The 14,070-nt window shown below is 43.1% G+C and carries 9 protein-coding genes; 3 read left to right on the top strand and 6 right to left on the bottom strand.

Annotated elements, in window-relative coordinates; all coding sequences use genetic code 11:
• Positions 1 to 48 precede the first annotated feature (48 nt).
• Complete coding sequence (locus BN1189_RS06215; RefSeq protein ID WP_040226582.1) at positions 49 to 1,302, bottom strand: Zn-dependent hydrolase; 1,254 nt, start codon at positions 1,300 to 1,302, stop codon at positions 49 to 51.
• A gap of 379 nt (positions 1,303 to 1,681) precedes the next feature.
• On the opposite strand from BN1189_RS06215, the gene BN1189_RS06210 reads away from it, so the two are divergent.
• Together BN1189_RS06210 and BN1189_RS06205 are read left to right on the top strand one after the other, a co-directional pair.
• Positions 1,682 to 3,061 carry an amino acid permease gene (locus BN1189_RS06210; RefSeq protein WP_257125434.1) on the top strand — a complete coding sequence of 460 codons (1,380 nt, stop codon included), beginning with the start codon at positions 1,682 to 1,684 and terminating at the stop codon, positions 3,059 to 3,061.
• Positions 3,062 to 3,367: 306 nt separating this feature from the next.
• Complete coding sequence (locus BN1189_RS06205; RefSeq protein WP_040226580.1) at positions 3,368 to 3,568, top strand: cold-shock protein; 201 nt, start codon at positions 3,368 to 3,370, stop codon at positions 3,566 to 3,568.
• 94 nt (positions 3,569 to 3,662) lie between these two features.
• On the opposite strand, the gene BN1189_RS06200 is transcribed toward BN1189_RS06205, so the two are convergent.
• Both BN1189_RS06200 and BN1189_RS06195 read right to left on the bottom strand, forming a co-directional pair.
• Positions 3,663 to 4,664 carry a DNA/RNA non-specific endonuclease gene (locus BN1189_RS06200; protein ID WP_040226635.1) on the bottom strand — a complete coding sequence of 334 codons (1,002 nt, stop codon included), beginning with the start codon at positions 4,662 to 4,664 and terminating at the stop codon, positions 3,663 to 3,665.
• Positions 4,665 to 5,267: 603 nt separating this feature from the next.
• Complete coding sequence (locus BN1189_RS06195) at positions 5,268 to 5,456, bottom strand: hypothetical protein (RefSeq protein WP_040226575.1); 189 nt, start codon at positions 5,454 to 5,456, stop codon at positions 5,268 to 5,270.
• A 164-nt stretch (positions 5,457 to 5,620) separates the two neighbouring features.
• Here BN1189_RS06195 and rhuM point away from each other — a divergent pair, with 164 nt between their 5' ends.
• Positions 5,621 to 5,833, top strand: a complete 213-nt coding sequence (rhuM, locus tag BN1189_RS16645) for a RhuM family protein (RefSeq protein WP_306610702.1) — start codon at positions 5,621 to 5,623, stop codon at positions 5,831 to 5,833.
• Between the two features lie 523 nt (positions 5,834 to 6,356).
• On the opposite strand, the gene BN1189_RS06185 is transcribed toward rhuM, so the two are convergent.
• The 3 genes from BN1189_RS06185 to BN1189_RS06170 form a co-directional block, all read right to left on the bottom strand.
• Entirely contained in the window at positions 6,357 to 7,160 is an 804-nt protein-coding gene (locus BN1189_RS06185; RefSeq protein WP_069201954.1) for an HIRAN domain-containing protein, read from the bottom strand.
• A gap of 720 nt (positions 7,161 to 7,880) precedes the next feature.
• Complete coding sequence (locus BN1189_RS06175) at positions 7,881 to 11,051, bottom strand: DEAD/DEAH box helicase family protein (RefSeq protein WP_040226572.1); 3,171 nt, start codon at positions 11,049 to 11,051, stop codon at positions 7,881 to 7,883.
• 19 nt (positions 11,052 to 11,070) lie between these two features.
• A complete protein-coding gene (locus BN1189_RS06170; protein WP_052455677.1) occupies positions 11,071 to 14,058 on the bottom strand; it encodes a site-specific DNA-methyltransferase in 2,988 nt (995 codons plus the stop codon).
• Positions 14,059 to 14,070 lie beyond the last annotated feature (12 nt).

The following is a 14,070-nucleotide window of genomic DNA, read 5'->3' as shown; positions in this document are numbered from 1 at the left end:
TCATCGAAAGCGTTCGCGAAACATCGCCGGCGAATCAAAACGCCGTTTTCACTGCACAGCCTCCTGCGCCTCCTGGCCCGGCTCAGAAAGCTCCTTGTCCAGCTTCAGGATGGCGTTGAGCAGGACGTCGGCTCCGCGGGTGCATTCTTCCCAGGTCGTATACTCGTCTTCGCGGTGGCTGTAGCCGTTGGCGCTCGGCACGAAGATCATCGCGGACGGGACGAAGCCTGCGATGAACTGGGCGTCATGGCCGGCGCCGCTGTACATTTTCCGGTAGTTCAACCCGAGTTCCTCCGCCGACTTTTCCACAGCGCCGACGACCGCATCATTGAACACGACGGTGTCCCGGCCCCACAGTTTCCGACTTTCCAGCGCACAGCCCGCTTCCTCTGCCGGCAGTCCCTGAATGATCTCCTCAACACGGCGGATCACGTCGGGATCTTTGTGGCGTGCTTCCAGCGTGAACATCACCCGGTTCGGAATGACGGTATGGATGTTCGGATAGGCATTGATACGACCGGCCGTGAACACGAGATCATCCGGCAGTTCGAGAAGTTGCTTTTGAAGGTCCTTCAGGACGCCCGCCGCGGCGAACATCGCATCCTTGCGCATGGAAACCGGCGTCGTCCCGGCATGGTTGGATTCCCCGTGAAGCGAAATCTCGTAGCAGCACATACCCATGACGCCCTCCACGACCGCCAGCTCCTCGCCGTGGTGCTCGAGCACCGGCCCCTGCTCAATATGAAGCTCGACGAACGCTGCCGCTTCCTTAAGACGGTTCTCCTCATCTCCCCGAAATCCGCTCGCCTCCAGCGCTTCGCCGAACGTCACGCCGTCCGGGTCTGCGGACCTGAGCATTTCTTCCTTGTCGAACTTCCCAGCCAGCACACCCGACGACATCATCGCCGGATCAAAGCGGGCCCCTTCCTCATTCGTGAAGTTGATGACCATGAGCGGATGATCAAGCTCCAGCTTCCGGTCGACGATCGTCCGGGCCACCTCGAGTGCCGCCAGCACACCGAGCACGCCGTCAAACCGCCCGCCCTTCACGACCGAATCCAGATGCGAACCGGTCGCGATCGGCGGCAGGTCCTTCTTCCCCCGCAGCAGCCCGTACATATTGCCCATGTCATCGACCGTCACCGAGAGTCCGGCCTTTTCACAAAGCCGCCGGAATTCATTCCGCGCCGCCAGATCTTCCTCCGAAAGCGACAGCCGGGTCACCCCGCCCGCAGCCGTCGCTCCGAATGCACTGAACTGTTCCAGCGTCTCCCGGAGCCGCTGCCCGTTCACCTTCTCCATGACCTCCCCTCCGATCAAAAGATTGATTAGTAGAAAAGTTTATGTTTTCATTGTAACATTCCCGCCAGGCACAGCCGGCGGTCAGTATGTAAACGATTACAAACGAGTGTCTGGACACTCTGTCAATGACTGAACGCGATTGATTGGTCGGCGGTCAAATCACGAATCGGCGTTCCTGCTTTTACATTCCGTCCGCCGGTTCGGCTGTTTATTTGACGTCCTGTCTATTTCCTCTTGCCGGCCGCGCCTTCATGATGAATGAATAGATTCACTTTTCGAATAAAAAGAAAGCGCTTACGCTTGATAAGCGCCGGAAGGAGAAATGCTTTTGTCTACCGAAAGTCACCAACCACCAGAACCCGGACTCCAGGAACCCAGCATGAAGTCCGACCTGAAAACCCGCCACATTACGATGATTTCGATCGCAGGCGTCATCGGCGCCGGCCTCTTCATCGGAAGCGGTGCCGTCATCAACTCCGCCGGGCCGGGGGCCATCCTGTCTTATGCATTCGCCGGCCTGATCGTCGTCCTCGTTATGCGGATGCTCGGGGAAATGTCGGCCGCCAAACCGACGAGCGGATCGTTCGCCACTTATGCGAATGAAGCGATCGGCCCGTGGGCCGGATTCGCCATCGGCTGGCTGTACTGGTTCTTCTGGGTCGTCGTCATCGCGATCGAGGCACTCGCCGGCGCGGCCATCGTCCAGTACTGGCTCCCCGACTTCCCGATCTGGCTCATGAGCCTCATCCTCACCGTCGCCCTGACCGCGACGAACCTGTTCTCGGTCAAGTCGTTCGGCGAGTTCGAATACTGGTTCTCTCTCATCAAAGTTGTCGCCATCACGGCATTCCTCGTCCTCGGACTTGTCGTCCTGTTCGGCTGGTACCCGGGCGTCGGCGCTCCGGGAACGATGAACCTGATCGGCGAAGGCGGATTCATGCCGTCCGGCTTCGGCGCCATCATGCTCGGCATCACCGTCGTCATCTTCTCGTTCATGGGCACGGAAATCGTCGCCATCGCAGCCGGCGAATCGGAAAACCCGGTGAAATCGGTCCGGACCGCGACGAACAGCGTCATCTGGCGCATCCTGATCTTCTACATCGGCTCAATCGCCGTCGTCGTCACGCTCCTGCCGTGGAACTCGGCAAACATCTTGGTGAGCCCGTTCGTCGCCGTGCTCGACTACATCGGCATCCCGGCGGCCGCGCAGATCATGAACTTCGTCGTCCTGACGGCGGTCCTCAGCTGCCTGAACTCGGCGCTGTACGCAAACTCCCGCATGCTGTTCGGGATGGCCCAAAAAGGCGACGCCCCGAAAGCCTTCCTGAAACTCAGCAAACGCGGCGTCCCGACACGCGCCATCCTGTTCTCAACCGTATTCTCATATGTCGCGGTCGTCCTGAACTTCATCTCGCCGGACAAAGTCTTCCTGTTCCTCATCAACTCGTCCGGCGCCGTCGCACTCCTCGTCTACCTCATCATCAGCGTCTCCCAGCTCAGGATGCGCCGGAAGCTCGAAGCCGAACAAGGCGAACTCGCGGTGAAAATGTGGCTCTTCCCTTATCTCACCTACGCCACGATCGCCGTCGTCTCCGGCATCTACCTCGCCATGTTCTTCATCCCGTCGATGCGGGTGCAGGTCATCCTGACAAGCCTCGTTGCGGTGGGAGTAGTGGGCATCTACTTCCTGTTCTACCGGAAGAAAGAAGCGGTGGGATTCGGCAAGGCCCCGGTGGGTGTGCAACGGTCGCCGGAGTGATTGAAGGGAATAAAAGAAGCTCCCCCTCGCAGCCGGATTGAATCGGCTGGCGGCGGGGAGCTTTTGATGGTGATGTACGGATGAAGCCTGCGAGATTCGTGAAGGTTCATGCGAGAAAGCAAATGGGCACATGATGAGGTTGTAAAATTTAAATCTCATTTGCAATTTCTCCCTCCGTCTGTTATGATGAAGTTAATTATTTTTGTTCGGTGTAAAGGATCGTATGAATATCCACTTTTCATCTCGCTAATACTTTGAGCAACAATAGTAATACAATGTGCGATCACGCACTGGGAGGCAACAAACATGGAACAAGGTACAGTTAAATGGTTCAACGCAGAAAAAGGTTTTGGCTTCATCGAACGTGAAGGTGGAGACGACGTATTCGTACACTTCTCCGCAATCCAAAGCGACGGCTTCAAAACGCTGGACGAAGGTCAACAAGTAACATTCGACGTTGAGCAAGGCCCTCGTGGCGCTCAAGCAGCCAACGTTCAAAAAGCTTAATTAAATCGTCTTTAAAAACAGGCCCTTTAGGGGGCCTGTTTTTATTTTCTGCAACTCCCTGAACCATCCGGACAGTTGCTCAATTTACTAGGGCTTACTCTCCGACCATTCCGTCTCCGTCATTATCGCGCATATAAGGGTATAACCAATGATCACTCGTGATCGGCATGCTGAAACCAGCTGCTTTTGCTTCTTTGATGGTAACCTGGCCATTACCATTTGTATCAATACTAGAAATATCACCATTTGTGGTTGAACCGGTTGGCTCTGAAGTTTCACTGGTAGTTTTGCTGTCTGTTAAGCCGAGTGATTCGTTTACTTGATCAGGGTTCACGTTATCAAATTTATCAACGACCTCGTTACCCATCAAAGTATAGGTGTACTGATAACTCGAAGGGGTCTGCGTTTCCGTGTTTGGATAGGTGATAATCGCTTCAAAATCCGTAACCCCACCTGCATCACGAATGACCTTTTCCATGTACGCCTGGTCACCGTGCCGGTTGAGCGTACTGTCTTGCGGAGTGATATTATAAGCATTCGACACTCCTCCGAGAGAATCGGCAATCACATGTCCTTCATCTAAAGTGTCACTTTCAACCCCCGGAACCTTTGCCTCGTCATTATAGTATCTGCCATTTGACGTTACAGGCTCGCTACTGTCATCCTGCAGAATAATTTCGTCGGCAATCACCCGCACCAGCTGCCCGTGTTCGTTAGTAAACGCCCAATACTCGCGGTCTCCATATCCAATATCGACGGCGACTTTAGGTTCACGGTGTCCAGACAAATCACCGCCATCCACTTCAATCAGTTTGTATCCTGAGAACTGTTCATCATTTGTTTCATCTGATATTTCTTCCGCTATCGCTTCATCGGCAGCCGTAGTGGCAGCCTCTTCGTTTTCGTTATTTGTGTCTGCAGTGGCTTTTTCCGGATCTGTCTCTTCAACTGGTTTTTCATCAAGATCACTGGTATTAACAGTTGTTTCTACTTGTGATTTTGTTTCATCTGAAATGGCAGCATCTTCACCCTCTGTACAACCAACCATAAAGGTGAGTGTAAAAAGCAAGATTAAATAGTTGAGTTTCTTTTTCATTTTGATGTTCTCCTCTATGATGTCAAGTGCTTCTTCGAAATGCTTGATTAGGTGTTGAAACAATTCTTTCAAAAAAAAACGCATCCAGATTGACGGCTTTCAGCACCCGTTTAGTATAACGGAGTCAGCCGGAACGAAAAAGCCCCAAATCCGGACTCTTTTCAAGTGTCCGGATCTGGGATGTGGGTGTGCCCTTTCTGGACAGATGCCTCTGTTCAAAAATAACCGTACCCGTAGTACGCAAACTGCGGCCCATACGGATGGCGGATCGGATGGTGGGACCCGCTCCAATCCGTAATCCCCTTGTCATCGTGGTTCAGTACTGCCTTGATCTGGCCGCGAATGGCATCCGGAAAGCTGATCGAAGCCAAACATCCGTAAAACGCCTCCCCATACGCTTTGGCGGCTGGCCCGATTGCGCCAGTGGCAGCAGCGATTGTGGCCTGTGGACCAACTACCGTCGATGCGGTTGCGGCCTGGTGGTCACACCCGTCGCGACTCCAACAGCGACCTAATGGCATCGGTCAATCTCACGCTTCACAATCTCGTCAGCAGTGTCCGGATAGGTAACCAAGACATACACCCAAAACCGGCTGCTACGATTTAATGTAACCTGTCTAAATTCTGGTATTCTTTCATGTAAGGACCGTCCTCTGCAACATATGAATGATACAACGCCTTGACTGCAAAGTTTTTCTCCAAACCCATTTCAGCTTTCAGCCTTTTTAATTCATCATGCAACTCTCGGTGTTCATTGATCAGCTTGAGCATAATTGATTTATTATATTTCATACCATCCGTCCTTTTTGTTTATGACTTGACTAATTATAACTTTAAAATGGGTTACATTTGCAAATAGAATCTACATAGGGCCTGTTTTTTATTTTCTGTAGCTTCCCTACCTGGACAGATCGTTTTTTGGTAGAATCGTCTTTTAGAGGCACCAATACTCACGGATGCGTTCCAATATTACTTTGCATATAACAATATACATGCTGAAGGTGAATTGTCAGAGGAAGCAACTTATAAGGATTACTTACAAGTTCAAAATGAAGGAAGTCAAAAGAAGAGTTAAACACTACAATCTAGAAATGATTATTGCAGTGGGCTATCGTGTTCGTTCCCATCGTGGTACACAGTTCCGCCAATGGGCTATATTAAATGAATAATCGATCAAAGGTTTTACGATGGATGATGAGCGGATGAAGGAAATGCGCGATATCGGTCTGATTATTTTAATGCGTTTCTCGTACATCGACTATCAAATTCACCCGTAATAATGGGATGAGCATGGACTCTTTGCAGATCAAGACGAAGTGTCAGCCTGAAACCGTTGGACGGTTACGGTGGGAAGCTCTGTTGTTGTGAATTTATCGACCTGGACTTCAAATGTAAAAGCAAGACCATACTTTCCATTGTCACTCGTAAGACACCTTCCAATTTTGCAGATGCCTTTTCCCTAGTTTCATTCCCAAGCTTTTTTATGGAATGAGAACGAAAAGAGGGACTTTGTATACTTAGGTCTCCTGCTCGCTGATGGTCGTTCCTCGATAGATTATGGGTTAAAGGCGATTAAAAAACTTCCAAGCTAAGACAGCCGGAAGTTTTTTAACGCAGTTTTAAGTTTATCGCCCATCTGCCTATATACCGCTTCGCTGCAATTTAACATGGATGCAGAGCATTTAACCCGGCTTACGCATCTTTCCGCAATGCATTATACGTTTCGGTGGCTTCTTCGACGGACATCGTATATTCCGAGATGAACCCAGGCTCTTTGCCCTGCACGCCTCCCCGGATGGAGACTTTCACTTTCTTTTGAGGGTAAGCATTTCGATTGATTTCAGTGATGTCGGCCCTGCACGATGAGCCACTTTGCAGTAAGTCGAAGATAAACCCGCTATAAAACGCCGGGACATACCCCAGCTTCTGCCCTAATACTGAATCATAAAGAGCAACCGCCTTAGGGTCCTTCTCATTTTCCGGTTCCAGCTTCAGTTGAACGCTCATTCCGCGGGTTAACTGATCAAGCATCTCTTCGCCTTGGTTGTATCTCCAGCCGGCAATATAAAAACTAAAGATAAACTCGTTCTCGTTTCTAGTGATCGGCATGACGAACTCATAGGGATCTGTCGCCAACCTTCCGCCTGTGGCGGCCAATAACTCGAAGTCATCAGCTGTTTCATCCAGGTCAAGGGACTTCAGAATTTCTTTGAACCGGACCCGGCGCCGATCCGGAAGACGACGTTCGAAGGCCGGAAAGAGCGCTGAAGAACGATAAACCTTCTCGGTATCCGGGAACGCCAAGTGCGGCTCATATCCATCCTTTTCGGCCTCGCTTAAAGAACGACGGTTTTTCTTTTCATAATAGAAAAGATACTGTCCTTTTTCATAAATGAGGTTGCCCACATGATAGCGGTTCCGAGTTTCGGTGTTCTGCCAAATCAGCCAGAGGACGAGAGGCGGTTCACTCAATTGGCCATAGTTGATTTCAGCCACGACTCAAGCCACTCCTTTCTGTAAAGCAATAATTTGACCAATTCATGTAACACTGATGTCTGGTTTTCTATATTTCCATTCGTTAAAACTTGTTAGGATGCCGTCAGTAAAATAAAGGTATTGTCCGTTTCAATAAACCCACTATTCATGTATTGAAAACTATGCGATGACTTTTTTCTGCCCCCTAGTGACATTTCCACTTCCTCAGCGGTCATTCCAATGGTTGGATTTTTCAGTCTTCAATTAGATATTGTTCCTTAATACTGTCTCTTCTTCTGCCTGAACACCTAACTTCCGATGATCGGCGACAGCGTCGCAGGCAAGGCAAGGGATGGTGGCTCCCGTCGGCTTAACCGAAAACCCCGCTTTCGGGGTTTAAAACCAATGTGTAATCTGATATGATCATCATATACTTTTTGGTGGGGACGCTTCCCGCATGGTCCGGCAAGACCATGCGCTCAGGGGAGGCGTCCTTTTCCTTTCTATAGATTCTTATGGACAGTATATCCGTCAATCTCCGGACAGGCAATGCCGTCAGCATTTGGTCAATGGAGACTAGCAATAACACCCTCTAATTGTTTGCTAATTTGATTGTACTCGATAGTTTCATTATTACTAGCAGACTCTATGATTATTTGACTTATCTTTTTGAGAATATGCTCATTCAATCGTATTCCCCCTTCTAAAAATAAAAGTAGGAGCTAAAAAGACCCCTACCTGTTAATACCATGATGTGATGTTATTCTCTTCTAAAATGCCATGAATCATTTTATCTATATAAGTATCCTTATCGTCATTTTGGAACAATATATGCTGCTCTTCCATTTCCTCTTTACTTAGTTTAAGCCCTGTATTCAAGATATCACTGTAATAAGTATTGGCGATTGTAAACGCATTAAGGATTATCTCATTATCATTTAAGCGATGTTCTAGCTCTTTAATATGTCGGTAAAACTGTAGCTTGGAGTCTGTAATAGAATGATTCCTGATTCCTTTTGGATCGGCAAAGGTAATGTACTGTTTATTTCCATGTAAAATCCAAAGAATAAAGTCTGGATAAAATCCACCTGCTTCAAAGAAGCCTATTCCTTTTCCTTTACTTTGGTTTCGTAACAGATACAATTCTTTATCCTCGAAGAAGTCTTGATTCCGTTCATAATAATCCTTCAAATCTCGCACAAAGTTATATTCACCTTCATTTAGGGGTACTGGTGTGACCTTGATTGCCGCTCCATCCACAGTAATTAATGGTTGGTACAAATGTTGATTAAAAGTAAATGACTCTAAGCCACCAAACTTAACATCAAATAGTTTGTTCTTTTTAAGTGCATCCTTCAACTGTTTTAATTTTGCTAACATACTATCGTCATTTGAGTCAACAGACACCTTATATTCTTCAAAAAAGTTGCTATCCGCCTCTGTTACATCATAGTACTCCATATGTGGTGCTTCCCAATCTTTTTTAGCATATAGATATTGCTTCTCACAATACTTTTTAAGAAGTACTAACGCTATTTCCTCCCAGCGTTTTACTTTGCTAAAAGAATCAAAAGTCAATTCTTCTTTTGGGATCTCAATCTCATACCAGTAATCATTAAACAAAAGATTTACAATTTCTTCTTTCGATAGTATCAAATTGTACCAAGAGCGCTCATTTTTAAACTTCTGCATCTCAAAATATATATGATTCATGTCCATAAAGGCTATATGCTTGTCTGAAAATGTTTCTTTGTTAAGTTCGGCTGCCTGCGTTTCACGAATACTAAATCCTTTTAATCGACTATCCTGAACCTGAAGTTTAGGATACCAGTTTACTACTATTTTAGCGTTACTAGGTAAATGTTCCGTTGGTGACTGAAACAATGGCTTAGGTCCCTGCCTTTTATAATTAATACCTTCTTTTAAACGCAATGCCTTTAGCTTAAGTTTTCTTTTATGATAGTCCTTTAAAACTGGAAGATAAATCTCCTCATAATCGAACTCCGTCTGAATTCCTTCATCTTCAAGATACTCTTTAAATTGTTGCATGTAATCTGCACGTATTCCAAAAATATTTAGTGTCTCCGCAAAGCGAAGATACTTCGGCACCTGAGGAATCTCACCTGTTAAGGCTTCACTACGTTTCAGGCTAAAATTGTATCCTTTCAAACGGACCCCACGTCCAAACAATTGTATGATTTGTGAACCTTCACTTCTCCCTAGATTCATTAGGCCCATTGTACTTACACGCCAACTACTCCATCCTTCCGTAAACTTTTTCGATCCTATTAGAAGGTTGATTGATGACTCCTTCTTATCGATTTCATGGAAATAGGAAGTTGAGAAATCCCGATCAGTTACCAGTAATTCCTGATAAGTAGCACAAAGTTTGCTCAAATCATTTGTATCCCCTACATTAATGACACCAAATGGTTCATGCTCGCCGATGCGAAGTGCTATTTCGCCATCTACGCCTTTTAGGTTTTCTACTCTCAATGTTGCATTAGCAATCGTAGAATTGAAAACAAGCAATAATATATCTTGATAAACTTCTTCTGCAGACATTTTCTCGTCAATAAGGTAAGGATAAGAGTTACCAAATATTTCATTTCCTTTAGCATCTAACAATCCTGGATTTCCGCTTAGAAGGCGCTTAATCATATTGATACTTTCTTGACTTTCTTTCACAAACCGAGCAATGAATAATAGAATATCTGTTACATCAGAAACCTTTCTACCCTTTTGAGTACGTAAAGCGTTAACACTTCCACCTACGAAGACCCATAGTGGTTTGGCTACCATAAACGGACGATAAGAGTATTCATTTTCTTTGTATAATTTAATTTGTTGATAAAAGGATGTTAAACAGGCTGTTAGATATAGGTGACGAATCTGTTCATCGCTATCATCTTGCAAATTCAATATACGATAATCTTTCCCGTATCCATCATTGTAGAAATAACGGTATGAGTAATCAAAAAGAATACATTTTGCGTATTCCTGCATCAACTTCGGTTTTCCTGATACAGCTTGGCCAAAAGTTGCTGAATACTCAAAAGCAAAACCTTGTTCGCTTAATCTTTCTCGTTTATTTCTCCATTCATCACCTGAAGAACCACGATGGCCCTCATCCACAAGAACCAGGTTGTTTCCTTCAAATGAATCAATTGCTACGGTTTTCTCACCCATATCATCTTTTAATTTATGAATATCAATAATCGAAATTTCTTCCCCTCTGAAAAGTCCCTGTATATTCTTATCAAAGAGTGCGGCTTGTAAACCTGAAGCTTCAAATTCCCTCAAGTGTTGCTTCGATAGGTCTTCACTGGGCGTTAAAAGAATAACCTGTTCTAAGTCTTCACGACGATTATTTTTGTGAAAGTAATGCAGATACTGAAGAATATTGATATGCATTAGTAAAGTCTTTCCCGAGCCAGTAGCATTCCAGAATGCTAACTTTTTCAGGCCTTCTTGATCATAATAGCTAAGTTGTTCTGCTTTAGATTTATCTTCGTTAAATCTATCAACAAAAGCGTTTAAATCTTGTAGTAATTTTTCTCTCTGATGAAAATAACGATCAAGGTATACTTCAGTAAATAATAATGAAAGATACTGAAAATATTTCCATTTTATTTTTTTATCTCTTTTTTCATTTATCTTCATAGTATGGCTTACTATATTTTCATCATATTGTCTTAGTATATCGGCACTTAATTCTACCCTATCAACGAGTCTTGTGGATAAATGCTTGTAAAAACGTGATACATTATCTGTATCAAACTCCTCAAGTGATCTATCCTTCATGTCTTTAGCTAAATCTTTAAAACTGTCCACTTCAAAAAGATGAAGCATATATTGATTCAATACGAGCTGGTTACTCAACTGTATTTTCTTTTTCTTTCCTGGTGCCATTACATCTCACCTCCTATCATCATACATCAAACATTAAACGTTTAAACTCTTCCTCAATAAGTACTACTTTCCATCTATCGACTGCTAATTTTAAGTTTTCTAAGTGGTTATCACCATTAACATAAATACGGTCAAATTCAGTATCACGGGTACTATATCCTTGTTTTTTAAAGAAATCCTCTAGTTGTTCATTGGGTACCTCATCTATATTTCTCCAAAGAATCAGTACTTCTTCTCCGTTCCGAAGAACACCAGTGATCACTTTGACCCCGTTAATCATATCGATTGTTTTAACATGTATCCCAATCAAATAATTAAATGTTTCTACCAAGTCAATTTTCTTAGATTTAATTTCCGCGCCTTCCATAATTTTCATTTTATACTCAAACGGATTATTAAAAGCCTCAATAGTTAATAGTGATGGACTACCCTCAGCTTCAACATCCAGCATATAAGAAAGTAAATAATCCTCACGTGCATCAGTAGACATAATCTCTTCCATTGCAGCTTGCTGCTCTGGTGTACGATTAAATTTTATATTGTTCAGTGTATCTTCATAGGTTTCTAATTCTATATATTTAAAGATATGACTGGAGCCTCTCCGTGAAACTGGTTTACCATCCTTCCAATCCTCGGAATAAATAACTTTTTGAACACGTGGTTTTGTAACCGTATTAAAGTACTCACCCATTTCAACCAGAATGTATTTTCTATCTCCTCCATCTTCTCTGTTGAGATTGATTGTTGCATGACCAGTTGTACCAGAACCAGCAAAATAATCTAATACAATATCATTTTTGTCGGATACTGCGAATATACAATCTCTAACTGTATAAATTGATTTTGGATAGTCAAAGTTTTTTCCTAGTCCCAGGGCACTTAATACCTTTGTTCCATAATCACCAGCATTATATTTTGAAGAATACCACATAGTTTTATATTGTTCTGTTGCCTTAGCAAGTTTAACCTGTAGATTACCTTTTCTTGATTTGTCTACCTTTAAATATTTTTTAATGTCTTCTACGGTTTGTCTTGCATATCTCCATTTCCTTTCTATCCCCTCATCGTCAATTGGATAAATTTCGATTACTCCATCCTTACTTATTAAATTAGAGGAACTAGGGTGAAAATCATCTTCACTTACTTCACCAAACCCAATTATTTCATTATCCTTAACATATACTGGGTAAAAACAATTGGCAGCATCTTCTCTCAAAGACTCACCACCCCAATTTCTAAGATTTGAAAACTCCCATTCATCCTCAGGAATCTCCACTCTATTTAAAGACTTAAGTTCATTTGGCATTGTGAATATGGCGTATTCATTTGAATATGAAAAATGGTCACCCTGTGTACCTTTTTTATTATGTTCAATTGATACTGAAGCTATATCCGAATTAGGATGAAGCTGGCTTAATAAAGCAAAAAGTCCATTGTGCTCATATTTATCTATTGCAACTACTGTAGAACCATCTCTTGTTGATAAGTATTTGCTCAAGTTTAGCCTGTTTTCCATCAGAGTTAGCCAAGTCGAGTGTTTATAATTATTTTTGTACAATATCTCACTTGAAGGTGAGTTATACGGCGGATCAATATATACACATTTGATTTTATTTGAATACTTCTCTTGAATAAGATTAAGTGCTTGGAAATTCTCACTATGAATTAAAAGACCATTAGTGTCGTGGTCAATGTCATCAAAGTTAGATAATAAATTTTCTTTAAATTTTGTATCAAAAAACTTAGTGTCAAGAATTAGATTCTGATTTTCTTTTAGAAATTCAGTAGTAACAGGATTGGTAAAACTTTCTATTTCATCTATATTAAATAGCTTTATCCATTCATCAACTTGATCCTTATTTTCAATAATTTCTTTATAAAACTCTTTTGGAATTCTATCTATAGTAATGCAGTAATTTGTTTCAACAACAAACTTCTTCTTCAGCCATAACCGTTTTTGAAAGTCTTCAATCTGTTCTAGAAATGAAATAATCTTATTTCCTATTGACTTTATAACTTTTACTTTAGAAAGATACTGTTCAAATCCTCTTTCATTTTCTGTGTCAACATCATCTAAATGCATTACCTCATTTTTAATGAAAAAATCTAGTTCCCTTCGTAAGAATTTACCTAGTTCTTTGTGAATAAAGTAGTCAAATGTATTACGTGATGTATAATCATTTAAATATTTTTCTAAAATTGTTCGTTTCTTATTCTTTTCAGTTGGAGCAAGTTTTTTTAATTCTCTTAACCAATCATTGTACTCGGTTAGGGAAAATAAATACTCTAGTGCATTCTCATTTAGTTGCTTTTGATTTTGTTTCCCTTCTGGCGGCCTATACTCAAACTGAATATATAATTCTTCATCCTCCTCTTTTATTGGTTCTTCCTCAAACAATATAAATCGGCGTTCTTTTCCTTCTTGTGCCTTATTATTATTTCTTTCCGTATTCGCTTCTATTAGGTTGAAATGCACTGCTTTTCCAGAAGGAAGGTTAAATGTGTAACTACGAAAATACTCTGATGTTTTCACATAATATTGATCAGCGTTAGCCCAGTGTAACTTCACCTCTTCGCCTTCATATGGGATAGCATATATGTATTTTTTATATCTACGTAAAGAAAGGAAATCACCTTCATAATAATAACGGCGGAAAAAATTCGTTAAATCTGAAAAAACCTCATTTTCTAGGGCCATTATGTCAACGTCTTTGTTAATTCTTTCCTTTAATGTTAAGTATTTCACCGAGCTGTCTTTTGCTACTCCCATTTCATTTAGTTTTTGTTCTAACTCTTCCATTTGTTGCTTAACCGCTTCTACATCAGCGTTCCTATACTTGTCAAATGCTTTCTTAACTTGTGGTAACAATTCATTATTTAAAAAATTCGTTACCTCTTCTCTTTTTTGGTTCATGATTCGGTATATACCAAAATCTAAATCTGCTTGGTCAAACTGAAATATCTCTTCTAGCAAATCAATAAACTTCTTTTGCTGCGTTGTTGCCATTGCTCTTCCTCC

The sequence above is a fragment of the Bhargavaea cecembensis genome, from assembly GCF_000826125.2.
Taxonomy (GTDB): domain Bacteria; phylum Bacillota; class Bacilli; order Bacillales_A; family Planococcaceae; genus Bhargavaea; species Bhargavaea cecembensis_B.
This window is presented reverse-complemented; position numbering and strand designations above follow the sequence as displayed.